At 64.7% G+C, this 24131-nt stretch carries 19 protein-coding genes and 8 tRNA genes; 4 read left to right on the forward strand and 23 right to left on the reverse strand.

The genetic code is table 11. The annotated features are described in order from the left end of the window. The first annotated feature begins 24 nt into the window (after positions 1–24). Together VL15_RS22735 and aceB are read left to right on the forward strand one after the other, a co-directional pair. The gene (locus tag VL15_RS22735; RefSeq protein WP_048248679.1) at positions 25–786 is read left to right on the forward strand and encodes a haloacid dehalogenase type II; all 762 of its coding nucleotides are present in this window, start codon (positions 25–27) and stop codon (positions 784–786) included. 67 nt (positions 787–853) lie between these two features. After that, the gene (aceB, locus tag VL15_RS22740) at positions 854–2446 is read left to right on the forward strand and encodes a malate synthase A (protein WP_048248681.1); all 1593 of its coding nucleotides are present in this window, start codon (positions 854–856) and stop codon (positions 2444–2446) included. A gap of 125 nt (positions 2447–2571) precedes the next feature. On the opposite strand, the gene VL15_RS22745 is transcribed toward aceB, so the two are convergent. After that, the gene (locus VL15_RS22745) at positions 2572–2958 is read right to left on the reverse strand and encodes a gamma-glutamylcyclotransferase family protein (RefSeq protein ID WP_230684504.1); all 387 of its coding nucleotides are present in this window, start codon (positions 2956–2958) and stop codon (positions 2572–2574) included. Positions 2959–3242: 284 nt separating this feature from the next. Here VL15_RS22745 and VL15_RS22750 point away from each other — a divergent pair, with 284 nt between their 5' ends. After that, the gene (locus VL15_RS22750; protein ID WP_048248683.1) at positions 3243–4121 is read left to right on the forward strand and encodes an AraC family transcriptional regulator; all 879 of its coding nucleotides are present in this window, start codon (positions 3243–3245) and stop codon (positions 4119–4121) included. 27 nt (positions 4122–4148) lie between these two features. On the opposite strand, the gene VL15_RS22755 is transcribed toward VL15_RS22750, so the two are convergent. The 9 genes from VL15_RS22755 to gltX form a co-directional block, all read right to left on the reverse strand. Beyond that, the gene (locus VL15_RS22755) at positions 4149–4613 is read right to left on the reverse strand and encodes a GNAT family N-acetyltransferase (RefSeq protein WP_048248684.1); all 465 of its coding nucleotides are present in this window, start codon (positions 4611–4613) and stop codon (positions 4149–4151) included. A 356-nt stretch (positions 4614–4969) separates the two neighbouring features. After that, positions 4970–5046 (reverse strand) — tRNA-Asp (locus VL15_RS22760). Between the two features lie 73 nt (positions 5047–5119). Next, positions 5120–5195, reverse strand: a tRNA-Glu gene (locus VL15_RS22765). 66 nt (positions 5196–5261) lie between these two features. Next, positions 5262–5338: transfer RNA gene (locus VL15_RS22770), tRNA-Asp, on the reverse strand. Between the two features lie 79 nt (positions 5339–5417). Next, positions 5418–5493 (reverse strand) — tRNA-Glu (locus tag VL15_RS22775). Between the two features lie 63 nt (positions 5494–5556). Beyond that, a tRNA-Asp gene (locus VL15_RS22780) sits at positions 5557–5633 on the reverse strand. A gap of 78 nt (positions 5634–5711) precedes the next feature. Then, positions 5712–5787, reverse strand: a tRNA-Glu gene (locus VL15_RS22785). Positions 5788–5927: 140 nt separating this feature from the next. Beyond that, positions 5928–6003: transfer RNA gene (locus VL15_RS22790), tRNA-Ala, on the reverse strand. Between the two features lie 127 nt (positions 6004–6130). Then, the gene (gene gltX / locus VL15_RS22795) at positions 6131–7540 is read right to left on the reverse strand and encodes a glutamate--tRNA ligase (protein ID WP_048248686.1); all 1410 of its coding nucleotides are present in this window, start codon (positions 7538–7540) and stop codon (positions 6131–6133) included. A 280-nt stretch (positions 7541–7820) separates the two neighbouring features. Here gltX and VL15_RS22800 point away from each other — a divergent pair, with 280 nt between their 5' ends. Further along, on the forward strand, positions 7821–8747 hold the full coding sequence (locus VL15_RS22800; RefSeq protein WP_048248687.1) for a patatin-like phospholipase family protein: 927 nt from the start codon (positions 7821–7823) through the stop codon (positions 8745–8747). A 147-nt stretch (positions 8748–8894) separates the two neighbouring features. Here VL15_RS22800 and VL15_RS22805 read toward each other — a convergent pair whose 3' ends face one another. From VL15_RS22805 to VL15_RS22870, 13 genes are all read right to left on the reverse strand, one after another. After that, positions 8895–9569 carry a C40 family peptidase gene (locus VL15_RS22805; protein WP_048248689.1) on the reverse strand — a complete coding sequence of 225 codons (675 nt, stop codon included), beginning with the start codon at positions 9567–9569 and terminating at the stop codon, positions 8895–8897. Between the two features lie 128 nt (positions 9570–9697). Then, positions 9698–11320, reverse strand: coding sequence for an ABC transporter ATP-binding protein (locus VL15_RS22810; RefSeq protein WP_048248690.1), 1623 nt, complete (start codon positions 11318–11320; stop codon positions 9698–9700). Then, positions 11317–12414 carry an ABC transporter permease gene (locus tag VL15_RS22815; RefSeq protein ID WP_048248691.1) on the reverse strand — a complete coding sequence of 366 codons (1098 nt, stop codon included), beginning with the start codon at positions 12412–12414 and terminating at the stop codon, positions 11317–11319. Before VL15_RS22815 ends, VL15_RS22810 begins: the two co-directional genes overlap by 4 nt. Before the next feature lie 48 nt (positions 12415–12462). Then, entirely contained in the window at positions 12463–13506 is a 1044-nt protein-coding gene (locus VL15_RS22820) for a microcin C ABC transporter permease YejB (RefSeq protein ID WP_048248692.1), read from the reverse strand. Between the two features lie 52 nt (positions 13507–13558). Continuing rightward, entirely contained in the window at positions 13559–15442 is a 1884-nt protein-coding gene (locus VL15_RS22825) for an extracellular solute-binding protein (RefSeq protein ID WP_048248693.1), read from the reverse strand. A gap of 141 nt (positions 15443–15583) precedes the next feature. Beyond that, entirely contained in the window at positions 15584–15946 is a 363-nt protein-coding gene (locus VL15_RS22830) for a hypothetical protein (protein ID WP_048248695.1), read from the reverse strand. A gap of 344 nt (positions 15947–16290) precedes the next feature. Beyond that, positions 16291–16623, reverse strand: coding sequence for a cytochrome o ubiquinol oxidase subunit IV (cyoD, locus tag VL15_RS22835; protein WP_048248696.1), 333 nt, complete (start codon positions 16621–16623; stop codon positions 16291–16293). After that, complete coding sequence (cyoC, locus tag VL15_RS22840) at positions 16624–17232, reverse strand: cytochrome o ubiquinol oxidase subunit III (protein ID WP_048248698.1); 609 nt, start codon at positions 17230–17232, stop codon at positions 16624–16626. It lies immediately after the preceding gene. Beyond that, positions 17232–19238 (reverse strand): cytochrome o ubiquinol oxidase subunit I, encoded by a 2007-nt coding sequence (cyoB, locus tag VL15_RS22845; RefSeq protein WP_048248699.1) that lies wholly within the window; start codon positions 19236–19238, stop codon positions 17232–17234. Before cyoB ends, cyoC begins: the two co-directional genes overlap by 1 nt. Before the next feature lie 3 nt (positions 19239–19241). Beyond that, positions 19242–20129, reverse strand: coding sequence for a ubiquinol oxidase subunit II (cyoA, locus tag VL15_RS22850; protein ID WP_048248700.1), 888 nt, complete (start codon positions 20127–20129; stop codon positions 19242–19244). A 271-nt stretch (positions 20130–20400) separates the two neighbouring features. After that, positions 20401–21930 carry a complex I subunit 4 family protein gene (locus VL15_RS22860; RefSeq protein ID WP_048248701.1) on the reverse strand — a complete coding sequence of 510 codons (1530 nt, stop codon included), beginning with the start codon at positions 21928–21930 and terminating at the stop codon, positions 20401–20403. A gap of 499 nt (positions 21931–22429) precedes the next feature. Then, a complete protein-coding gene (locus tag VL15_RS22865; protein ID WP_329955962.1) occupies positions 22430–23812 on the reverse strand; it encodes a hypothetical protein in 1383 nt (460 codons plus the stop codon). A gap of 204 nt (positions 23813–24016) precedes the next feature. Next, a tRNA-Ser gene (locus tag VL15_RS22870) sits at positions 24017–24110 on the reverse strand. Positions 24111–24131: the final 21 nt, after the last annotated feature.

Genomic DNA, 24131 nt, shown 5'->3' on the forward strand with positions numbered 1-24131 from the left:
CCTCTGAAACTGGAGCGCAAGGCTATGTCGGCCACAACGACACTCTCCTCTCCCGACGCAATCCTCTTCGACGCATTCGGCACGTTGTTCGACGTGCGCGCGGTCGTGCCCGCCGCAGAACAGATGTTTCCCGGTCACGGGGAACGGTTGTCGCAGCTGTGGCGACGCAAGCAAATCGAATACTCGCAGCTGCGCACGCTCGCCGATCCGGGCGGCGCCCGCTATCGCCCGTTCCGGGACATTACGCTCGACGCGCTGCGGTTCGCCGCGCGCCGGCTCGGGCTCGCGCTGAACAGCGCGGCCGAGAAGCGGCTGATGGACGAATACGCCTGCCTGTCCACCTATCCCGACACGGTGCCCGCGCTGCGCAAGCTGCGCGCGCTCGAACCGCGCCCGCCGCTCGCGATCCTGTCGAACGGCACCCCGCAGATGCTCGACATCGCGATCAAGAGCGCCGGCATGTCCGGATTGTTCGATCGCGTGCTGTCGGCCGACACCGTGCGCGCGTACAAGCCGAGTCCGGCCGCCTACGCGCTCGGTACCGCCGCGTTCGGGCCGAACCCGCGCAACATCGTGTTCGTGTCGTCGAACGCCTGGGACGTCGCCGGTGCCGCGTGGTTCGGCTACACGACGTTCTGGCTCAATCGCACGGGCGCGCCCGCCGAGGAACTCGGCGTGCCGCCCGACGGTACGGGCACCGGCATGGCCGACCTGCTCGCATTCCTCGCCACCCCGGCTCCGTCCGGCAGACCCGCAAACCGCACGCGCCCCGGCCCGGGTGCATGACGTTCGCCATGCTGCCGCCTTCCCCCTTCACCGAAACCGCAACTGACCGACCAAGGAGATGAGACTCATGAGCACCCCGATCACGCTGCCGCAAGGCATGGCGATCACCGGCGAAATCAAGCCGGGTTACGAAGCGATCCTGACGCCCGACGCGCTCGAACTCGTCGCAGCGCTGCACCGCACGTTCGAACCACGCCGCCAGGCGTTGCTGCAGGCGCGCGTCGAGCGCACCAAACGCCTTGACGCGGGCGAGCGCCCGGACTTCCTGGCGGACACCAAGGCGATCCGCGAAGGCGACTGGAAGGTCGCGCCGCTGCCGGCCGACCTGCAATGCCGCCGCGTCGAGATCACGGGCCCCGTCGAGCGCAAGATGATCATCAACGCGCTGAACTCGGGCGCCGATTCGTACATGACGGACTTCGAGGATTCGAACGCGCCGAGCTGGACGAACCAGATCGACGGCCAGATCAACCTGAAGGACGCGGTGCGCCGCACGATCTCGCTCGAGCAGAACGGCAAGTCGTACCAGTTGAACGACAAGGTCGCGACGCTGATCGTGCGTCCGCGCGGCTGGCACCTCGACGAGAAGCACGTGACGGTCGATGGCCAGCGCGTGTCCGGCGGCATCTTCGATTTCGCGCTGTTCCTGTTCCACAACGCGAAGGAGCTGATCGCTCGCGGCTCGGGCCCGTACTTCTACCTGCCGAAGATGGAGAGCCATCTCGAGGCGCGCCTGTGGAACGACATCTTCGTCGCCGCGCAGGAAGCGGTCGGCGTGCCGCGCGGCACGATCCGCGCGACGGTGCTGATCGAGACGATCCTCGCCGCGTTCGAGATGGACGAAATCCTGTACGAACTGCGCGAACACAGCTCGGGCCTGAACGCCGGCCGCTGGGACTACATCTTCTCGGCAATCAAGAAGTTCAAGAACGACCGCGATTTCTGCCTCGCCGAGCGTTCGAAGATCACGATGACGGTGCCGTTCATGCGCGCGTACGCGCTGCTGCTGCTGAAGACCTGCCACAAGCGCAACGCGCCGGCGATCGGCGGGATGAGCGCGCTGATCCCGATCAAGAACGATCCGGAAGCAAACGACAAGGCGATGGGCGGCGTGCGCTCGGACAAGCAGCGCGACGCGACCGACGGTTACGACGGCGGCTGGGTTGCGCACCCGGGCCTCGTGCCGATCGCGATGGAAGAGTTCGTCAAGGTGCTCGGCGACAAGCCGAACCAGATCGCGAAGCAACGCGACGACGTGCAGGTCGAAGGCAAGAACCTGCTCGACTTCCAGCCTGAAGCACCGATCACCGAGGCCGGCCTGCGCAACAACATCAACGTCGGCATCCACTACCTCGGCGCCTGGCTCGACGGCAACGGCTGCGTGCCGATCCACAACCTGATGGAAGACGCGGCCACGGCCGAGATTTCCCGTTCGCAGGTGTGGCAGTGGATCCGCTCGCCGAAGGGCGTGCTCGACGACGGCCGCAAGGTCACGGCCGAACTCGTGCGCGAATACGCGAAGGCCGAACTGGACAACGTGAAGCGTTCGGTCGGCGGCAACACGCAGCCGTACGAGCACGCCGCGGCGATCTTCGAACAGATGTCGACGTCGGAAGGCTTCACCGAATTCCTGACGCTGCCGCTGTACGAGGAAATCTGACGAAGCTGCCCGCCGCGATCGGCGGCCGGCTACACGCCGTCGCCGGTCGCATGCGATAACGGCATGAGAAAAGCGCCCCGCGGGGCGCTTTTTCTTTGCGGTGCGAGCGTCTGCCGCGCGGTCGATCAGGCGGCTTCCCGCTCGCGTCGGTGCTGGACCCAGTCGCCCGACGCAATGCGCGGACGCCCGGCGACCGCGTGCGCGGCGATCGGATAATACAGGCAGGCGTACTGCCGGCCGCCGAGCTCGACGGTCACGTGTTCCGGCTTGAACAGCGAGTCGACACCCGGATAGACGCGCTCGATCTCGTCCAGCACGGGGACGAGCTGCTCGTCGACCTCGTAGACGTCGCCCCAGACCAGCGACTTGCCGGCCGGCCCGGCGATCATCCCCGGATACGTGCCGAAATCGTACAGTTCGCCCGGCAGCGCGACCGCGCCGAGTAGCGTCGGCGCGGCAATCCCGTGCCTGGCGGCCGCATGACCGATGTCGTTGGCCTCTCCGGTTCTCAAGGTGCCCTAGACGAATACGTAGCGCATCGTGGTTCTCCTCTTCGATTCGTATGTTGCCGTGTTCGCGCGCGATTCGTGCGAAATCGCTCAAGCATGGATAGACCATCGCATCGGCCCGATGGTTCGAACCCGTAAGTGCGCACGGCCACGGCCGCCGCCGCGGATTCACCAGGCTCCATACAAAGTTCATTTGAACACGGCATGATCGGCTGAAAAACCGCCGCATGCGCGCGCGCGGCACCTTCTAAAATAACGGCATCGCCGCCGCGCTGCCCGAACCGTCCATGAATCCGCCCGTCCCAGCCGACGTATCGAAACCCTACGACGTCATCGACATCCCGCCCGAATTCGCGCCGACCGCCGTCCATCCGATGCGCGTGCGCGCCCGGCAGGTCGATGCCGGCCGCCGCATCCCGCTGCACACGCATGCGTGGGCGCAGCTCGCGTATGCGTCGCGCGGCGTGCTGCGCGTCGCGACGACCGGCACGACCTGGATGGTGCCGCCATCCCGCGCGATCTGGGTGCCGCCGCACGTGACGCACGAGGTCGTGATCGTCGAAGAGGCGTATCTGCGCACGCTGTATATCGACGAGTCGATCGTGCCGGACGGGCTCGACGCGTGCCGGGTCGTCGAAGTGACGGGATTGCTGCGCGAGTTGATCGTCGCGCTCGACGCACGCGACCTGAGCGCCGCGCGCGAACGCCTGCTGTGCGGGCTCGTGCTCGACGAGCTGAGTCACGCCGAACCGTTGCCGCTCGCGGTACCGATGCCCGACGAGAAGCGGCTGCGCATGCTGTGCGAATCGGTACTCGCGCACCCGGCGCATGCGGAGTCGCTCGAACACTGGGCGAGCGAGGTCGGCGCAAGCACGCGCACGATTTCGCGGCTCTTCAAGCAGGAACTGGGGGTGAGCTTTTCGCAGTGGCGCCAGCAGGCATTGCTTGCACGCGCGATCCCGCTGCTGAACCAGGGCCGCCCGCTGTCGCATATCGCGCGCGAACTCGGCTACCAGAGCCAGAGCGCGTTCTCGGCGATGTTCCGCCGCGCATTCGGCGAAAGCCCACGCGCGTTCATGCTGCGCGGCTACGAGCACCGCGGCGCGGAAGGCAGTATCGCGGACGACGACACGCCGGATGACGATGCGATCGACGCGATCGGCTGACCGTCGCGTTCCGGACGCGTCAGCCGTTCAGACCGGCCGCACCATGTGACGGATTGATCCGAGTTGCGCAAGCCGCGACCCGGCTACCTGATACCCCATGCGCAAGTAGAGACGCGCGGCGGGATTGTCGACGAACACGCGCAACTGGAGTTCCTGCAGCCCGCGCGCACGCGCCCAGCGGTGCGACATGTCGAGCATGTAGGTGCCGGCGCCCTGCCCGCGATGGCCGGCCGCGATCTGCACGTCGCGGATATGCAGCGAGTCGCCCTCTTCGGTCACCCGCAGCACGCCGATGCGCTCGCCGTCGGCCTCGAGGATGAAGTTCTCGGATTCGCGCCAGCTCGCATAGAACAAGTCGCTGCGCCACACGAGCCCATGGCGCTTGTAGTAGCCGCCCATGTTGCCGTGCGTCAGCGCTTCGGCGAACGGGAAATCGCCGGGCTCCGCAGGCCGGAGCTGATACAGGAGTCGCAGGTCAGTCGGATCGAGCATCGCGCAGGGATCAGGAACGCATCCCGCCACGATATAGCGCAGTCGCGTGCGGATGCAATCGCGAATTTCTCGTAGCGGCTTGGCGCCTGAGACCCGGACGTCACGCGCCCGCCAGCGTACGCAACCGGAGACGCAAATGAAAAAGCCCGCACAAGGCGGGCTTTTTCATTTATTGGCGGAGCGGACGGGACTCGCCTACATCCTGCAGGCCGCGGATGCGCGTGCACGCGCATCCCTTCGAGTCCCGCCGGAAGCCGCGCAGGCGGCTTCCTCCGCTCCGCAGTCACGCGCCCGAGAACGGGCGCAACCGGAGACGCAAATGAAAAAGCCCGCACAAGGCGGGCTTTTTCATTTATTGGCGGAGCGGACGGGACTCGAACCCGCGACCCCCGGCGTGACAGGCCGGTATTCTAACCGACTGAACTACCGCTCCAGTCTTGCTACTTGCCTGGCAGGCGTCGGTTGCTTCCTGCCGGCGCATCGTTTGTTCGAACGACGCCGAAATCTGGCGTCCCCTAGGGGATTCGAACCCCTGTACTCACCGTGAAAGGGTGATGTCCTAGGCCTCTAGACGAAGGGGACAACGTACTGCTTACATCTTTAATGAAAAAGCCCGTTCAAAAAACGCTTTTTGAACGGGCTTCGTTCTGGCGGAGCGGACGGGGCTCGAACCCGCGACCCCCGGCGTGACAGGCCGGTATTCTAACCAACTGAACTACCGCTCCAGCTTTCTGCACTACCGCCTGCAGGACATCGTCACGTTCCTGCACGCGTTGCGACACTTCTACGAAACGCCGCTGAATCTGGCGTCCCCTAGGGGATTCGAACCCCTGTACTCACCGTGAAAGGGTGATGTCCTAGGCCTCTAGACGAAGGGGACAGCGTACTGCTTACATCTTTAATACAAAAGCCCGCTCAAAAACGTCTTGAACGGGCTTCGTTCTGGCGGAGCGGACGGGACTCGAACCCGCGACCCCCGGCGTGACAGGCCGGTATTCTAACCGACTGAACTACCGCTCCAACTTCCTTACCCAACCCGCAGGACGTCGGTTACGTTCCTGCAAGCCTCGCGACACTTCTACGAAACGCCGCTGAATCTGGCGTCCCCTAGGGGATTCGAACCCCTGTACTCACCGTGAAAGGGTGATGTCCTAGGCCTCTAGACGAAGGGGACATAATCTTTTCAGATCTGTCTGACTTTCGCTATTCACTTCTCATCAACAGCGAAGGCCGAAATTCTAACTGCTTTAGATCGTTCTGTGAAGCATTTATTACTACCGCTACTGCTTCGCAAAACAATCCAATTTGTTCTGTTGGTGGAGGTAAGCGGGATCGAACCGCTGACCTCTTGCATGCCATGCAAGCGCTCTCCCAGCTGAGCTATACCCCCTTGCAGAACAGAAATGAGATTATATGGACCGTCTTTGAACTTGTAAATACCCTTTTTGCGATTCGAGCGAAATTTTTGCGAAGCTGCCGCGCTGTCACGCACGGACAGCTTCATTCGCACACGAACCTCAGGCCAGCGCAGCCTCGATGCGCGACACCACGACGTCGCGACCGAACAGCACGAGCACCGCGTCGATCGACGGCGTATGCGTCGTGCCCGCCACCAGCAGGCGCACCGGCATCGCGAGTTGCGGCATCTTCAGCTTGTGCGTGCCGAGCGTCGCCTTCAGCGCAGCGGACACGGCCTCCTTCGTCCAGTCGGCCGCCTTCAGCGCGACGACCAGATCGGCCAGTGCAGGCCGCACCGCATCGGTCACGTGCTGTGCAAGCGCGTCGGCTTCCGGTGCCGGCACACGGTAGAACATCGTGGCGCCTTCGGCGATCTCCTTGATCGTCGTCGCGCGGTCCTTCATCAGGCCGACCACCGCGTCGAGCGCGGGGCCCGTCGCGATCGCCGCGTCGTCGATGCCGAGTGCGTCGAGGAACGGCTTCGCCAGCGCCGCAAGGCGTGCGTTGTCGGCTTCCTTGATGTAATGGGCGTTCAGCCAGCTCAGCTTGCTGTGGTCGTACTGCGCGGGCGACTTGCCGAGATGCTCGAGGTCGAACCATTCGACGAACTGTTCGCGCGAGAAGATCTCGGCGTCGCCGTGCGACCAGCCGAGTCGCGCGAGATAGTTGACAACGGCTTCCGGCAGGAAACCCGCGTCGCGATACGCCATCACGCTCATCGCGCCATGCCGCTTGCTCATCTTCTCGCCCTGCTCGTTCAGCACGGTCGGCAGGTGCGCGTAGACGGGCGCTTCGCCGCCGAGCGCATTCAGGATGTTGATCTGGCGCGGCGTGTTGTTGACGTGGTCGTCGCCACGGATCACGTGCGTGATGCCCATGTCCATGTCGTCCACCACCACGCAGAAGTTGTAGATCGGCGTGCCGTCCGGGCGCGCGATCACGAGGTCGTCGAGCTCTTCGTTCGAGATCTCGACACGCCCCTTTACCGCGTCCTCCCACACGACCGTACCCGTCAACGGATTGCGGAAGCGCAGTACGGGCTTCACGCCTGCCGGCGGCTCCGGCAGCACCTTGCCGGGCTCCGGACGCCACGTGCCGTCGTAGCGCGGCTTCAGGCCGGCCTCGCGCTGGCGTTCGCGCAGCGCGTCGAGTTCCTCGGCCGACATGTAGCACGGGTACGCGAGCCCCTTCTCGAGCATCTGCGCGAGCACCTCGCGATAGCGGTCCATCCGCTGCATCTGGTAGATCGGGCCTTCGTCGAAATCCAGGCCGAGCCATTGCATCCCGTCGAGGATCGCATCGACCGCTTCCTGCGACGAGCGCTCGACGTCGGTATCCTCGATGCGCAGCACGAACGTGCCCTTCATCTTGCGGGCGAACGCCCACGGATAAAGCGCGGAGCGGATGTTGCCGAGGTGGATGAAGCCGGTGGGACTCGGCGCGAAGCGGGTACGGACAGGACGGGTCATAAACGGTAACTCGAACGCCTGGGGCGCATGAATGATTCGACGCGGGATCGACGGCAGCAGCCCGGACAGCAACGGGGCCGGCGACACCCGGAACGGAAAAGAAGCCGGAATTATACTCGCGCCGGACATCGCGCCAAGCGCACCGCTTGCTTTATGATGTGCGCGCCGCGGCCGCCAGCCGGCGCGGCGCCGGCCGCACGGAACCCGTCGCGCGGCTGCGCTGAACCTATCGCCGCCACGGGCCGTGTAACCCGCCGCCAAGCCGCCGGAGAACCATTCGATGTCGTCCCCTCGCCTGTCGCGCCGCCACTTCACGATCGCGTGCGCGTCCGCCAGCCTCGCCGCCTGTACGTCGTTCGGCGACAAGTCACGCCCCGACAACGCATCCAACCCCGCACAACCGCACGAGAAGCCCGTGAAGATCGGCATCGCGCTCGGCGGCGGCGCCGCGCGCGGCTTCTCGCACATCGGCGTGCTGAAGGCGCTCGAGGCGCGCGGCATCCCGGTCGAAATCGTCGCGGGCACGAGCGCGGGCTCGGTGGTCGGCGCACTCTATGCGTCGGGCATGAGCGCGTTGCAGATCAACAAGATCGCACTCGACATGGACCAGGCGTCGATCAGCGACTGGGCGCTGCCGTTCCGGTCGCGCGGCCTGCTGCAAGGCGTCGCGCTGCAGAACTTCCTGAACAAGACGCTCAACAACCGACCGATCGAGAAGATGGCGAAGCCGCTCGGCATCGTCGCGACGGATCTGCAGAGCGGTCAGCCGATCCTGTTCCAGCAGGGCAACACGGGGCTCGCGGTGCGCGCGTCGTGCAGCGTGCCGTCGGTGTTCGAACCGGTCAAGATCGGCAACCGCGAATACGTGGACGGCGGCCTCGTGAGCCCCGTGCCCGCGTCGTACGCGCGCAAGATGGGCGCAAGCTTCGTGATCGCGGTCGACATCTCGGCCCGGCCGGACGGCGCGGCGACCAGCAACCCGATCGAGATGCTGCTGCAGACCTTCACGATCATGGGCCAGACGATCAAGACCTACGAGCTCGACAAATACGCGGACGTCGTGATCCGCCCGAACCTCGCGGCCATGGGCGGCAGCGACTTCAACCAGCGCAACGCGGCGATCCTCGCGGGCGAGGAGGCAGTCGCGCGCATCATGCCGGAACTGCAGCGCAAGCTCGCGGCGGCGCGCGGCGTGGCTGCCGCGTAAGCACGCGCTGCGCGGGACGGGGCGCGCCGCCGTCCCGTGACCGTCGGAACGGCGTCCGTCGCATCGCCTGCGCCAACCCCAAAACAAAAAACCCTGCCGCCTTTCGGTGACAGGGTTTTTTTATCCGGTCCGACTGACCGGCGAACGTCAGTTGCTGCCGTTCGCCGAATCGTCGCCGATCGTCGCGCGCACGCGCTGACGCAGATCTTCCGCCTTCATCGGGAATTCCGATTCGATCCGGCGCGCGCCGGTGAAACGCTTTTCCCAGTAGCCGCTGTCGAGATCGTCGACGCGGACGGTGCTGCCCGTCGACGGCGAATGCACGAACTTGTTGTCGCCGATGTAGATGCCCACGTGCGAGAACGTGCGGCGCATCGTGTTGAAGAACACGAGATCGCCCGGCTTGAGGTTGCTCATGCTCACCTTCTCGCCGACGCGGCTCATTTCTTCCGCACGGCGCGGCAGCGACATGCCGAGCGTGTCCTGGAACACGTAGCGCACGAAGCCGCTGCAGTCGAGGCCCGAATCCGGCGAGTTGCCGCCCCAGCGATAACGCACGCCGATCATGTTCAGCGCGCCGACCACCACGTCGCCTGCCTTGCCCGCCATGCCGGCAAGGAACGACTTCGCGCCGCCGCTCGACGGCTGCGCGCTGGTCTGCTGGAGGGAGGAAGTCGACCCGATTTGAGTCGAATTCGTGACATTCTGGTTAAAACTGCTGACTTCGTCGGCGAACGCGCCGGGAGCTGCTGCGAACAGGGCGCCGATGAACAGCCCGGCGATGGTGCGCGCGCATGCCTGGGTCAGGGATCGATGCTGCATTGGTCGATGGAATTTGCTTAAAAATCAGCTGATTGGCGGAAAATTTCGGTCGATACTAGCCAGCGCGTAATCGTTTGTCAAAACAAATTAAAAAATACAATCGAGATGGTCAGACCATTGGACGTCTATCACGCTTTCCAGACCGCTTTCAACAGCTTTTGTGTGTAAGGATGTGACGGTCTCGTGAAGATGTCGGTCACGTCGCCCGACTCGACGACGGCGCCGTCCTGCATCACCGCGACGCGGTGCGCCATCGCGCCGATCACCTCCAGATCGTGGCTGATGAATACATAACCGAGGTTGTATTTCTGTTGCAAATTCGCGAGCAGTTTCAGCACCTGCTGCTGGATCGACACGTCGAGCGCGGAAGTCGGCTCGTCGAGGATCAGGATGCGCGGCTCCAGCACCAGCGCGCGCGCGATCGCGATCCGCTGGCGCTGCCCGCCCGAGAATTCGTGCGGATAACGGTGCAGCACCGTGCGGTCGAGGCCGACTTCGCGCAGCACCGCGAGCGACTTCGCGCGGCGCGCATCGGGCGGCATGTCCGGGTGATGCAGCTCGAGCCCCTCGCCGACGATCCGCTCGATCGTGTGACGCGGCGAAAGCGAACTGAATGGATCCTGAAAGACGACCTGCATGTTCGAGCGCAGCGCGGTTTGCTCGCGGCCACGATAGGTCGACAGCGCGCGCCCCTGGAATTCGATCTCGCCGCCCGCCGTCTTCTGCAGCCCGAGCAGCGCCATCGCAAGCGTCGATTTCCCGGACCCCGATTCGCCGACGATGCCGAGCGTCTCGCCCTGCCGCACCGACACCGACACGTCCGCGACGGCCGTCACGGGCACCGTGCCGAACCAGCCCGCGAAACCCGGCCGCTTGCGCGCGAACTGCACGCTCACGTGGCGCGCGTCGAGCACGACGGGCGCGATCGGCATCACGGGCGCGACCGCGCGTTGCGGCCGGCTGTTCAACAGCCGCTGCGTATACGGATGCTCGGGTTCCGCGAAGATCCGCTCGACGGGCCCGCTCTCGACGAGCCGGCCGCGCTCCATCACCGCGACGCGCTCGGCGAAGTGCCGCACGAGATTCAGGTCGTGCGTGATCAGCAGGATCGCCATCCCGCGCTTTTCCGCTTCGTCGCGCTGCAGTTCCAGCAGCAGGTCGACGATCTGCGCGCGGATCGTCACGTCGAGCGCGGTGGTCGGCTCGTCGGCAAGCAGGAGGCGCGGCCGGCAGGCGAGCGCCATCGCGATCATCGCGCGCTGCCGCTGACCGCCCGACAATTGGTGCGGATAGCTGTCGACGCGCCTCTCGGGCTCCGCGATGCCGGTGCGCGCGAGCAATGCAATCGCGCGCTTGCGTGCCTCGACGGCCGATACGCCGTCATGCAGCACGATCGTCTCGCCGATCTGCACGCCGATCGTATACAGCGGGTTGAGCGCCGTCATCGGCTCCTGGAAGATCATCGCGATGTCCGAGCCGCGCAGCCCGCGCATCTCGCGTTCGCTCCTGGCCGAAAGGTCCTGCCCCGCGAAGCGGATCGTGCCGCTCACGTCGGCGTCGCGCAGCAAGCGCAGGATCGACAGCGCGGTCACGCTCTTGCCGGAACCCGACTCGCCGACGAGCGCGACGCGTTCGCCGCGGCCGATCGCGAGCGTCACGTCGTCCACCGCGACCGTGTCGCCGAAGCGCACCTGCAGATGTTCGAGCGACAGCAGCGGCTCGTGTTGCGTCGATACGACCGGTTCGCTCATCGCTGGCCTCCCGCCGCGCGCACCGAATCGGCGATCCGCGTGTCGAGCGCGTTGCGCAGCGCGTCGCCCATGAAGGTCAGCAGCAGCAGCGTCGCGACCAGCACGCCGAACGTCGACAGCGAGATCCACCATGCGTCGAGGTTGCCCTTGCCCTGCGCGAGCAGCTCGCCGAGGCTCGGCGTCGGCGGCGGTACACCAAGCCCGAGGAAATCAAGGCTCGTGAGCGCGAGGATCGAGCCGCTCATCCGGAACGGCAGGAACGTGATCACCGGCGTCAGGCTGTTCGGCAGCACGTGGCGCCAGATGATCTGCCAGTTCGTGAGCCCCATCGCACGTGCGGCGCGCACGTAGTCCTGCGCGCGGTTGCGCAGGAATTCCGCGCGCACGTAGTCGGCGAGCCCGATCCAGCCGAACAGCGACAGCAGCACGATCAGCAGCAGGAAACTCGGCTCGAAGATCGACGCGAAGATGATCAGCAAATACAACTCGGGCAGCGAGCTCCAGATCTCGATCAGCCGCTGCCCGACGATGTCGATGCGCCCGCCGAAAAAGCCCTGCACGGCGCCCGCGGCGATGCCGAGCAGCGTGCCGATCACGGTCAGGATCAGCCCGAATTCGACCGACACGCGGAACCCGTACACGAGCCGCGCGAGCAGGTCGCGCCCTTGCGCGTCGGTGCCGAGCCAGTTCGCGCGCGACGGCGGCGCCGGGTTCGGCACGTTCGAGAAGTAGTTCAGCGTGTCGTAGTAGTAGCGGTTCGGCGGGTAGACGACAAAGTTGCCGGGCGCCTCGAGCCGCTTGCGCACGTACGGATCGAGATAGTCGGCCGGCGTCGGGAAATCGCCGCCGAAGGCCGTCTCCGGATACGCATGGAACATCGGGAAATAGTATTGACCGTCGTAGCGCACGACGAGCGGCTTGTCGTTCGACCACAGCGGCGCGGCGAGGCTCGCGGCAAATGCGACGAAGAAGATCACGAAGCTCCAGTAGCCGAGGCGCTGCTGCCTGAAGCGCTGCCACACGCGGCGTGCGGGAGACGGCGACACGCGTGCGCGCGCCGCGTCGATGCGGGACGACACGATGGCCCGGTTCATTGCGACCCTCGCCCGGTGACGCCGGGCATGCGGACGGTCTGTTTCATGTCAGCGCTCCAGGTTTTCGAATTGAATGCGCGGATCGACCCATACATAACAAAGGTCGGAGATCAGCTTGGTTGCGAGCCCGATCAACGTGAACAGGTACAGCGTGCCGAGCACAACCGGATAGTCGCGCCGCACGACCGACTCGTACGACAGCAGCCCGAGGCCGTCGAGCGAGAACAGCGTCTCGATCAGCAGGCTGCCCGTGAAGAACGCGCCGATGAACGCGCCCGGGAAGCCGACGATCAGCGGCAGCATCGCATTGCGGAACACGTGCTTCCACAGCACGTTGCGCTCGGAGAGCCCCTTCGCGCGCGCGGTCAGCACATATTGCCGGCGGATCTGGTCGAGGAACGCATTCTTCGTGAGCATCGTGATGACCGCGAAGCTGCCGACGACCGACGCCGTGATCGGCAGCGCGATGTGCCACAGGTAATCGAGCACCTTGCCGACGAGCGACAGCTGCGCGAAGTTGTCCGACGTGAGGCCGCGCAGCGGAAAAAGCTGCCAGAACGAACCGCCGCCGAACAGCACGAGCAGCAGCACGCCGAGCACGAAGCCCGGAATCGCATAACCGACGAGCACGACGAGGCTCGTCGCGACGTCGAACGGCGAACCGTTGCGCACGGCCTTCGCGATGCCGAGCGGCACCGAGATCAGGTACGTGAGGAAGAACGTCCACAGCCCGATGCTGATCGACACGGGCAGCTTCTGCACGATCAGCGACCACACGCTCTGGTGGCGGAAGTAGCTGTCGCCGAGATCGAAGCGCGCGAAACGCTTCAGCATCAGCCAATAGCGTTCGAGCGGCGGTTTGTCGAAACCGTACAGCGCCTTGAGCTGCGCAAGCTGCTGCGCGTCGACGCCGGTGTGAGCACGCATCCCGAACGGCACCGCGCCCTGCTCCGTCGCGCCCTTGCGCAATTCCTGCACGGCCTGCTCGACCGGGCCGCCCGGCACGAACTGGATCACCGCGAACGTGAGGGTCAGCACGCCGATGAGCGTCGGGATCATCAGCAGCAGGCGTTTGAGGATGTAGCTCCACATAGGGCGTCGACTCGTGATCGGTAGGCGGGATTAATCGAAGGGCCGGCGCGGGTCAGTGATCGGGCTTCGCCCACCAGGTCGACACGACCCAGCCCTCGGCCGAATAGTACAGCGGCAGCGTCTGCGGATAAGCGAGCGTGCGCCGATACGCGACCCGGTGTGTCGTGCTGTACCACTGCGGGACCGCGTAGTAGCCGTGCATCAGCACGCGGTCGAGCGCGTGCGTCGCATCGAGCAGGTCGTCGCGCGACTGTGCGGTGCCGAGCGCGTGCAGCAGCGCGTCGACCGCCGGCGACTTCAGCCCGATGAAGTTGTCGGAGCCCGGCTCGTCGGCGAACTTGCTCGCGTAACGCGAGTACTGCTCGGCGCCCGGCACCTGCACGCCCGGCAAGCGGATCGTCGTCATGTCGTAGTCGAATGCATCGAGCCGCTTTTGCAGCAGCGCGTAATCGGCCGTGCGAAAACGTGCGTCGATGCCGAGCTTCGTCAGATTGCGCTGGTACGCGGTCACGACGCCTTCCATCGCACCGCCTGCATCGTCGAGGATCTCGAACGTGAACGGCTCGCCCTTCGCATTGCGCAGCGCACCGTCGCGATAGGTCCAGCCGGCCTGCGCAAGCAGTTCGCGCGCCTTCAGCAGGTTCGCGCGCAGCGAGCCCGGCGGGTTGGTGGCAGGCTGCGTGACCATCGGGCCGAACACGGCCGGGTCGAGCTGCGCGCGCAGCGGCTCCAGCAGTTTCAGTTCGCCAGCGCTCGGCGTGCCGGTCGCCTGCAGGTCGGTGTCGGCGAAATAGCTGTCGAGACGCGTGTACGCGCTATAGAACAGTTGCCGGTTCAGCCATTCGAAGTCGAATGCGAGGTCGAGTGCCTGACGCACCCGCACGTCGCGGAACAGCGGCCGGCGCAGGTTCATGAAGAAACCCTGCATGCCCGCGCCGTTGTGCTGGCGGAATTCGCGCTTGACGAGTTCGCCGCTGTCGAAGCGCTTGCCGACGTCGCGCCGCGTCCAGTTGCGCGCGATGTACTCGACGAGCACATCGTATTCGCCGGCCTTGAACGCCTCGAGCCTCGCGACGCCGTCGCTGTACAGCTTGTAGACGATCCGTTCGAAGTTATGGGTGCCGACCCGCACCGGCAGGTCGGCGCCCCAATACTCGGGGTTGCGCCGGTAGGTGATCGTGCGGCCGTTGTCGTAGCGCTCGATCAGGTACGGGCCGCTGCCGATCGGCTGTTCAAACGCGAGCTGGTCGAACGGGATGCGCGAGCCGTCCGTGCGCAACCCCCACTTGCGCGAAAACACCGGCACGCCGCCGGCGATCAGCGGCAGTTCGCGATTCGCGCTGCGGAACTCGAAACGCACGGTGGCCGGATCGACGACCACCGCCTTCGCGATCTCCGCGAAATATGCGCCGAACTGCGGCGCGGCCAGTTTGCTCTTCAGCGTATCGAACGAAAACTTGACGTCGTCGGCCGTGACGCGATCGCCATTCGAGAAACGCGCGCGCGGATTCAGGTGGAACGTGACCGATCGGCGGTCGGGCGCGATGTCGATGTCGTCGGCAAGCAACCCGTACGCGGACGCCGGTTCGTCCGAGCTGCCCGTCGCAAGGCTCTCGAACAGCATGTCGATGCCCGGCGCAGGGTTGCCGCGCATCGTGAACGGATTGAACTTGTCGAACGACGTCAGCCGGTTCGGGTTCGCGAGCACGAGCGTGCCGCCCTTCGGCGCGTCGGGGTTGACGTAGTCGAAATGCTTGAAGCCCGGCGGATACTTCGGCTCGCCGTACTGCGCAATGGCGTACGCCGCGTGCGCGGCCGTCGCGGCCAGCGCCGCCTGCATTGCGAACACCGCGGCAACGCGGCCGGCAGCCCGTGCGGCACGCAGCGCGCCGAAGCGGACGCGCGCGGCGGCGGCCCGGGGCGAACCCTTCGTCATAGAGGCCCTGTCGATCGAATGAAGGATGTAACGTGGGACGATTCTACCCATTCAATCGTTCGGGCCAAAAGAAAACCGCCACGCGGGCGGTTTCTTCACGAACGAACGTCGCGCACGCGTCACGCGTGTGCGACGTGCCGATCAGTGCCAGCCGTTGTGGCGGCCGTTATCCCAGTGACCGCGATCGCGGTCGCCGCCCCAGCCGCGGCCATGGCGGCGATACCATTCGTCGCGGCCCCAGTAGCGACGGCCGTCCCAGTAGCGGTCGCCATGCCAGCCGATCACGATGGCCGGACCCGGCACATACACGGGTGCCGGTGCGTACACGGGCGCCGGCTGATAGACGACCGGCGGCGGAGGCGGCGCATACACGGGCGCGGGCGCGACGTACACCGGAGCCGGTACGCCGAGATTGATCCCGACATTGACACCCGCCATTGCTGCGCCCGACACGAGCAAGGCCGTCATACCGGTCAAGAGCGAGGCAACACGCAAGGTCTTCATGGATTCCTCTTTTGGTTGTGTCATGTGTGATTCGACTATAACGGCAAGCGCCGTCTCCGCATATTTCAAGTTTGTAAGAACTGATGCGCCGCATCGCAACGGGATGCCTGCGCTAACGTCTTGTAACAATCGACGCCTGTCCGGCCCCGCCCGCCCTGCCACGCCGGGGCCGGGCCGATGCCGGCACGCGCCCGACTCGCACTCGCGAGCCCGATACGCCGGTCGTCATCGCAACGCCGGACGCGTTGCGCGGCGCGACTGTACCAAAACAAAAAGGCGGCACTTGCGTGCCGCCTTTTCTTCATCAACGCGCGCGGATAGCGAACCCGGCGCCGCGACGCCGCTCAGCGCGACATCATGTTCATGCTGACGTTGTGCATCACCCACAACGTGCCGACGATCAGGATCGCCGCGGTCAGCACCGTGTAGCTGAACGCCATCACGTTCCAGCGCTGGCCCGACGAGCCGTTCATGTGCAGGAAGTACACGAGGTGCACGACGATCTGCACGAACGCGAGCGCGGCCAGCGCGATCAGCGACGCATGCGGCGACAGCACGCCGCCCATCACGAGGCCGAACGACGCGGCCGTGAGCAGCACCGACAGCATGAAACCGGCGACGTAGCCGCCGACACTGCCGTGCCCTTCTTCGAGTTGAGACGAATGCGTATGGGCCATTTAGATCACGCTCGCGAGATAGACAAAGGAAAACACGCAGATCCACACGATGTCGAGGAAGTGCCAGAAGAGGCTCAGGCACGTCAGGCGCCGCAGGTCGCGATCGGTCAGGTCACCGCCGCGGAACACGATCTGCCCGGCGAGCACGATCATCCACAGCAGGCCGGCCGTCACGTGCAGCCCGTGCGTGCCGACCAGCGTGAAGAACGCCGACAGGAACGCGCTGCGCTGCGGGCCGGCGCCTTCCGCGATCAGGTGCGAGAACTCGCGCAGTTCCATCGCGAGAAACGCCGCGCCGAGCACGAACGTCACCGCGAGCCATGCGAGCAGCGCGCCGCGCCGCTGCTTGTACGCCGCGAGCATCGCGAAACCGTACGTGATGCTCGACAGCAGCAGCGCGGCGGTTTCCACCGCGACGCCCGGAATGTCGAACAGGTCTTTCGCCGTCGGCCCGCCCGCATACTGGTGGCCGAGCACCGCGAAGGTCGCGAACAGCGCCGCGAAGATCACGCAGTCGGTCATCAGGTACAGCCAGAAACCGAACACCGAATGCGACGGCGGATGGTCGTCGTGCTCGAGCAGGGTTGCGCTCAAGGTTTTCTGCAACATCAGTTGGCCTCCAGTTCCACGTCGTCGACCCGCGCGGCCACGCGCGTGGTCGGCTGCTTGCCTTCGATCTTCCGCACCGTCGACGCGGGAATGTAATAGCCGTCGTTATCGCGCGAGCTGTAGATCACCAGCGTCGCGACGATCCCGACGAGCCCGCCGATCGCCATCCACCAGATGTGCCACACCAGCGCGAAGCCGAGCACCAGGCTGAAAACCGCGACCACGAGGCCCGCTCCGGTATTCGACGGCATGTGAATGTCGCGGATCGATGCCGGATTCGGCCGGCCTTCGCCGCGCGCCTTCATGTCCGTGTAGGCGTCGAGCGTGCGCACCTGCGGAATCACCGCGAAGTTGTAGTCGGCCGGCGGCGACGTGGTCGCCCACTCCAGCGTGCGGCCGCCCCACGGATCGCCCGTCGTGTCGCGATATTCCGGCAGGTTGCGGTTGCGGATGCTGACCACGAGCTGCAGCAACTGGCACGCGATGCCGATCGCGATCAGCACGGCGCCGAACGCGGCAACCAGCAGCCACGGATGCCATGCGGGGTTGTCGTAGTGGTTGAGCCGGCGCGTCATGCCCATGAAGCCGAGCACGTAGAGCGGCACGAACGCGACGTAGAAGCCGACCTGCCAGAACCAGAACGCGGCCTTGCCGAGCCTCTCGTTCAGCTTGAAGCCGAACGCCTTCGGGAACCAGTAGTTGAAGCCCGCGAGATAACCGAACAGCACGCCGCCGATGATCACGTTATGGAAGTGCGCGATCAGGAACAGGCTGTTGTGCAGCACGAAGTCCGCGCCGGGAATCGCCATCATCACGCCGGTCATGCCGCCGAGCGTGAACGTGACCATGAAGCCGATCGTCCACAGCACGGGCGTCGTGAATTCGATCCGGCCGCGATACATCGTGAACAGCCAGTTGAACACCTTCACGCCGGTCGGGATCGCGATGATCATGGTCATGATGCCGAAGAACGCATTCACGTTCGCACCCGAGCCCATCGTGAAGAAGTGATGCAGCCACACGAGGAACGACAGCACCATGATCGCGCAGGTCGCGTACACCATCGTCTTGTAGCCGAACAGCGGCTTCTTCGCGAACGTCGCGATGACTTCCGAGAAGATGCCGAACGCCGGCAGGATCAGGATGTACACCTCCGGGTGGCCCCACGCCCAGATCAGGTTCAGGTACAGCATCGCGTTGCCGCCGGCTTCGTTCGTGAAGAAGTGCATGCCGAGGTAACGGTCGAGGCCGAGCAGCGCGAGCGTCGCGGTCAGGATCGGGAACGACGCCATGATCAGCACGTTCGTGCAGAGTGCGGTCCACGTGAACACGGGCATCTTCATCAGCGTCATGCCCGGCGCGCGCATCTTGATGATCGTCACGAAGAAGTTCACGCCGGTCAGCAGCGTGCCGATGCCCGAGATCTGCAGCGCCCACAGGTAGTAATCGACCCCTACTCCGGGGCTGTACTGCAGCTCCGACAGCGGCGGGTACGCGAGCCAGCCGGTCTGCGCGAATTCGCCGATCACGAGCGAGATGTTGATCAGGATCGCGCTGACGGCCGTCATCCAGAAGCTCAGCGAGTTGATGAACGGGAATGCGACGTCGCGCGCGCCGATCTGCAGCGGCACGACCAGGTTCATCAGGCCGACCATGAACACCATCGCCATGAAGAAGATCATGATCACGCCGTGGGCCGTGAAGATCTGGTCATAGTGGTGCGGCGGCAGGTAGCCGGGCGCGTTGTACGCGAGCGCGAGCTGCATGCGCATCATGATCGCGTCCGCGAAGCCGCGCAGCAGCATGATCAGCGCGACGATGATGTACATCACGCCGAGTTTCTTGTGGTCGACCGTCGTCAGCCATTCCGTCCACAGCCATTTCCAGCGGCCAGTGATCGTCAGTGCGGCGAGAATGCCCAGCACGGCCAGCCCCATGAAGGCGCCGGCCACCATGATGATGGGCTGATCGAACGGGATCGCCGATAGTGTGAGTTTGCCGAACATGCGTTACCCCTTCGTGCCGCAGGCGGCGTCCTTCAGGTCGAGGACGTGGCCATCGTTGTATTTCGCGATGATGTTGTGGAAGAGCCGCGGATCGACCGACGAGAAGTAGCGCACGGGCGCCTTCTCGCTCGGCTGCGCGACGGTGCCGTACACGGTCGCGTCGAGCCGGTCCGGCGACGCCTTCACCTTCTGCACCCATGCGTCGAACTGTTCGCGCGGCTCGGCGAGCGTGCGGAACTTCATGTCGGAGAAGCCGCGGCCGCTGAAGTTGGCGGACGTGCCCGCGTAGTCGCCGGGTTCGTCGGCGATCAGGTGCAAGCGCGTCTGCATGCCAGCCATCGCATAGACCTGGCCGCCGAGCTGCGGGATGAAGAACGAGTTCATCACCGAATCCGACGTGATGCGGAAGTTCACCGGCGTGCCGACCGGAATCGCGAGCTGGTTCACCGACGCGATGCCGAGTTCCGGATAGATGAACAGCCACTTCCAGTCGAGCGCGACGACCTCGACGTCGATCGGTTTCACCGACGACTCGAGCGGCTTGTACGGGTCGAGCTCGTGCGTGGTCTTCCACGTGAGCACGCCGAGGAACAGGATGATCAGCGTCGGCACCGTCCAGATCACGACTTCGATCGCGGTCGAGTGCGACCAGTTCGGCGCGTAGGTTGCGTTGCGGTTCGACGCGCGATAACGCCATGCAAACCACAGCGTGAGCAGGATCACCGGCACGACGACGATCAGCATCGCCCAGGTGGACGTCGCGATCAGCGCCTTTTCGGCAGCACCCACGCTTCCTTTCGGATTTAGTACATCTAAATTACAGCCTGACAGGCTTAGCGCCGCGCCGATTGACATCAGCGCCGACCAGCCTCTTGAAGCTCTTCTTTTCATCACACAGCCCGAGGGTCATTGAATTCGTTTGCGTATGCCCGATGCGCATTCGATCCACGAAAGTGGCCGCATCATACGTCGCGCGAGTGCGATGAAAAACCGGCGGATGCGGCAAATCATCATTGCAAAATCTGCTGTGAGACACATTGTCGCGGGGCAATTTCACGCAGCCGAACGCCGGCCCGGCGAACCCTGCGCCGGACCACGATCGATGCATGCGCAACGGGTGCATCGTCGTGCGATGCACCCGCCGTGCGCGACGCCTGGGCGATCAGTCGTGCGACGATGCCATGTAAGACGGCTGCGGCTGCACGGGGCTGTCCCCGGCCGGCACTTTCGATCGGCTGGCGTCTTCGATCAGCCGCGTCACGGTCGGATCGATTGCGTCGGTGAACGGCTTCGGATAGATGCCGACCATCAGCACGATCAGCGCGAGCGACCCGAACATCACGATCTCGCGACGATTCAGGTCGGCGAGCTTCGCGATCCGCTCGCTCGAGACCTTGCCGAACACGACGCGCTTGAGCATCCACAGCGTGTACGACGCGCTGAGGATCAGCGTCAGCGCCGCGATGGCGCCGATCCAGAAGTTGAAGCGGATCGCGCCCATGATGACCATGAACTCGCCGACGAACCCCGACGTGCCCGGCAGGCCGACGTTGGCCATCGCGAACAGCAGCGTGAAGGTCGCGAAACGCGGCATCACGCCCGCCACGCCGCCGTACGCCGCGATCTCGCGCTGCTTCGTGCGATCGACGAGCACGTTCACGCAAAGCAGCATCGCGCCCGCGACGAACCCGTACGACACGAGCTGCACGATCGCGCCTTCGATACCGATCCGGTTGAACAGGAACAGCCCGAGCGTGACGATCCCCATGTGCGCGACCGTCGAATACGCGAGCAGCTTGCCGAGATCGGTCTGCGCGAGCGCGATCAGGCTCGCGTAGACGATCGCGAACAACGACAGCGCGATCACGGCCGGCGCGAAGAAGTGGCTCGCGTCGGGCGTGATCGGCAGCGCGAAGCGCAGGAACCCGTAGCCGCCGAGCTTGAGCATCGCGAGCATCAACGCGGCGCCCGTCGGGCCGTCCGTGTAGACGTCGCTCAACCATGTGTGGACCGGCCACATCGGCACCTTGACCGCGAACGCGGCGAAGAAGCCGAGGAACACCAGCAACTGCGGCGCAAAGCCGAGCTGCAGCGTGCGCCACACGGCCATGTCGAACGTATGCGACTGCGCGTACAGGTACAGCATCGCCATCAGCAATAGCAGCGAGCCGGCGAACGAGATGAAGAAGAACTTCACGGCCGCGTACACGCGACGCTCCCGCCCCCACGTGCCGATCAGCAGGTAAAGCGGGATCAGCGTCGCTTCGAAGAAGATGAAGAACAGCAGCCCGTCCTGTGCGACGAACACGCCGACCATCAGCCCCGACAGGATCAGGAACGACGCGTAGTACTGCGCGACACGCACCGTGACCGACTCCCACGACGCGACCACCACCACGACCGTCGTGAATGCGGTCAGCACGACGAGCCACAGCGAGGCGCCGTCGATGCCGACCCGCCATCCGGAATTGAACGCCGCCAGCCAGTCACGGCTTTCGACGAACTGCATCGCGGCCGAGTGCGACTCGAAACCGGCGACCAGCGGGACGATGGCGGCAAACCCGGCCAACGCGCCGACGAGCGCGATCAGTCGAGTACGGCGTGGATGTTGATCGGAACCGGCGCGCAGCAGGCACACGCCGAACAGGATCGGAACCCAGATGGCCAGGCTCAGGAAGGGAAAGTCATGCATTTCAACAAGGCCTTGAGGATGTCGCACACTGCATTTGAGACAGGTGAAACGTAAGAAACGAAATCAAATCGTCAGGTAGATTTCGTGAATCATCGATGTTGGGAAAATGTAAAGAGGCATCATGACGAAGCTTGATGCCGCTCAATCGCGATCGGGTTAACGAGCATAAAGCGATTGATTATTTTCTGCAGCGCAACAGAGCATCGATTTTTTGGCGTCGAGCCATGCCGATGATTTAATTGAGTAATTTTTTGTGTTCCGCGACGACGCGCGCCGCGTGAATCGACGCAGTGCCGCAATTTTGATGCGAGCGCATCGTTCTGGAGGGTCGGAGCATGTTGGTTGAGGCTACGCGCGGCGGCAATCGTCCGGCGCCTCTAACCTTACAACGATACTTTCATTTTTATTTCAATCAGCTTTGACCGATGCGGATCGAGCGAATGCCCGCACCACTGTTTCGTGTCGCGGCATGCATCGCATCGTTCCTGTTCCCGTCCAGCTAGCGCTGGTGACTCAGCCGGTCCCAGACGCGCATCGTCACCGCGCGATAGTGATTGTGTTGCGCCGGAAAATGGACGAAACGGCTGTTGCGCGTCGCATAAACCGGCGATGACGCGAGCGTCATCGCATCGACGATATGGCGCGCATCGATCATGCCGGACTCCAGCAGCTCCACATAGATCGCCTGCTGATCGCCGCCGCTCGCGTAGACCGACGAACGATCGCCGAAACTCTCGATCCGCGCGCAAATGCGCTCGACCAGTTCGCGCATCGGCGCGACGTTACGCACGCCGATCATGCAAGAGTTGATCGCCCAGGCCGTGTGATCGGTGCCGATCACGAAGTCGCGGCCGTCGATCGTGCTGTCGATGGCCTGGCTCTGGTCGATCGCCAGGATGTCCGCATCGACCCAGAACACGAACGCGTGATGCGGCAGATGTTCGCGTATCAGGTGCAGCTTCGCCCAGTTCGCATTGATGCCGGCCGGCAGAAATGCGGGCGCTTCGCGATAGGAGTGGTAAGCGTAGCCGTGCCGCGTGCAGTAGCGCACGAAGTTCTCCTCGTGCAGGTCACCGTAGCCCGCGATATGCGATGTATGCAGGCTCACGAACGCCACCGGCGCGTGAGGATTCACGTGCCGCTCCGCATCGCGCGTGCGCCGCTGCGCGGCATGCCAGGCGTCAATTGCACGCGTGCGATCGCCGCGCTGGTAACGTTCGGCATCGTCGACGAGCGCGATCACATAGCGGAAGTCGTAGTCGGCTGCCGGCGCCCACCCGTCGTCCACCTGCCGCCATTCGGGCGCGTTGTGCGCGACGAGCGGCCGCACGCCAGCGATCGAGTCGATCGCGAGCCCGTCACCCCAGATCGTCTGTACCGACGGGAAATGGCCGTTCGCGAGCGGCACGTCGAACGGCAGCGGCGGAAAGCACTCCGCAAGTAGCGTCGCCTCGCACACATGCTGCCGCTCCGGAAGGCGCATCGCCCACTTGCCCAGCTCGACCACCAGCTTGCGCAACCGCTCGCGCACGTCGGGTACGTTGCGGAAGATCATCCCGCTTGCGGCCGGCAGTGCAGACTTCGGCGTCTGCGTGGTGACGATTGCGTCGTAACCGTGCGCGACATCGGGCAGCGCGTGCGGATCAAACACGACAGAGAACGAATCGAGCACGAGCAGCAATGCGCCCGGCTCCATCGCGACGAGCTGCGCGATGATCGTGTGGTACTTGTGCAGCACCTGCTGGCGCTCGCCGTACACGTGCATGCCGTCAACCGTCGCATGCCGGTAGCCGTGCAGCCGCGCATAACGCTCGTGGTTATCGACCAGTCCGTCGACAGGGCGATGAGAAAGAACAGTCAGAACGGAATGCGGGCTGGCCAAGAGCGTCACCTTGAGTCGTGCCAAACGATAGGTGATATGTAGCGCATTACCGCCCGCCAAGTCGAGCATTCATTGCTTTGATCGGCTGCACCGACCGAGCCGCCCGCGAACGCGATCCGGCAGCATCGAATGCGGGGCACATGCTACCGCGGAAAAGAAAAAGCCCCGCAAGTCCGAGAACTTGCGGGGCTTTGTCACCGCTTTTGGCGGAGACGGAGGGATTCGAACCCTCGATCCAGGTTTTGGCCCAGATGCTCCCTTAGCAGGGGAGTGCCTTCGACCTCTCGGCCACGTCTCCCAAACTTTCGCTCGCACCAGG

Source organism: Burkholderia cepacia, assembly GCF_001039005.1.
In the GTDB taxonomy this organism is placed as follows: domain Bacteria; phylum Pseudomonadota; class Gammaproteobacteria; order Burkholderiales; family Burkholderiaceae; genus Burkholderia; species Burkholderia theae.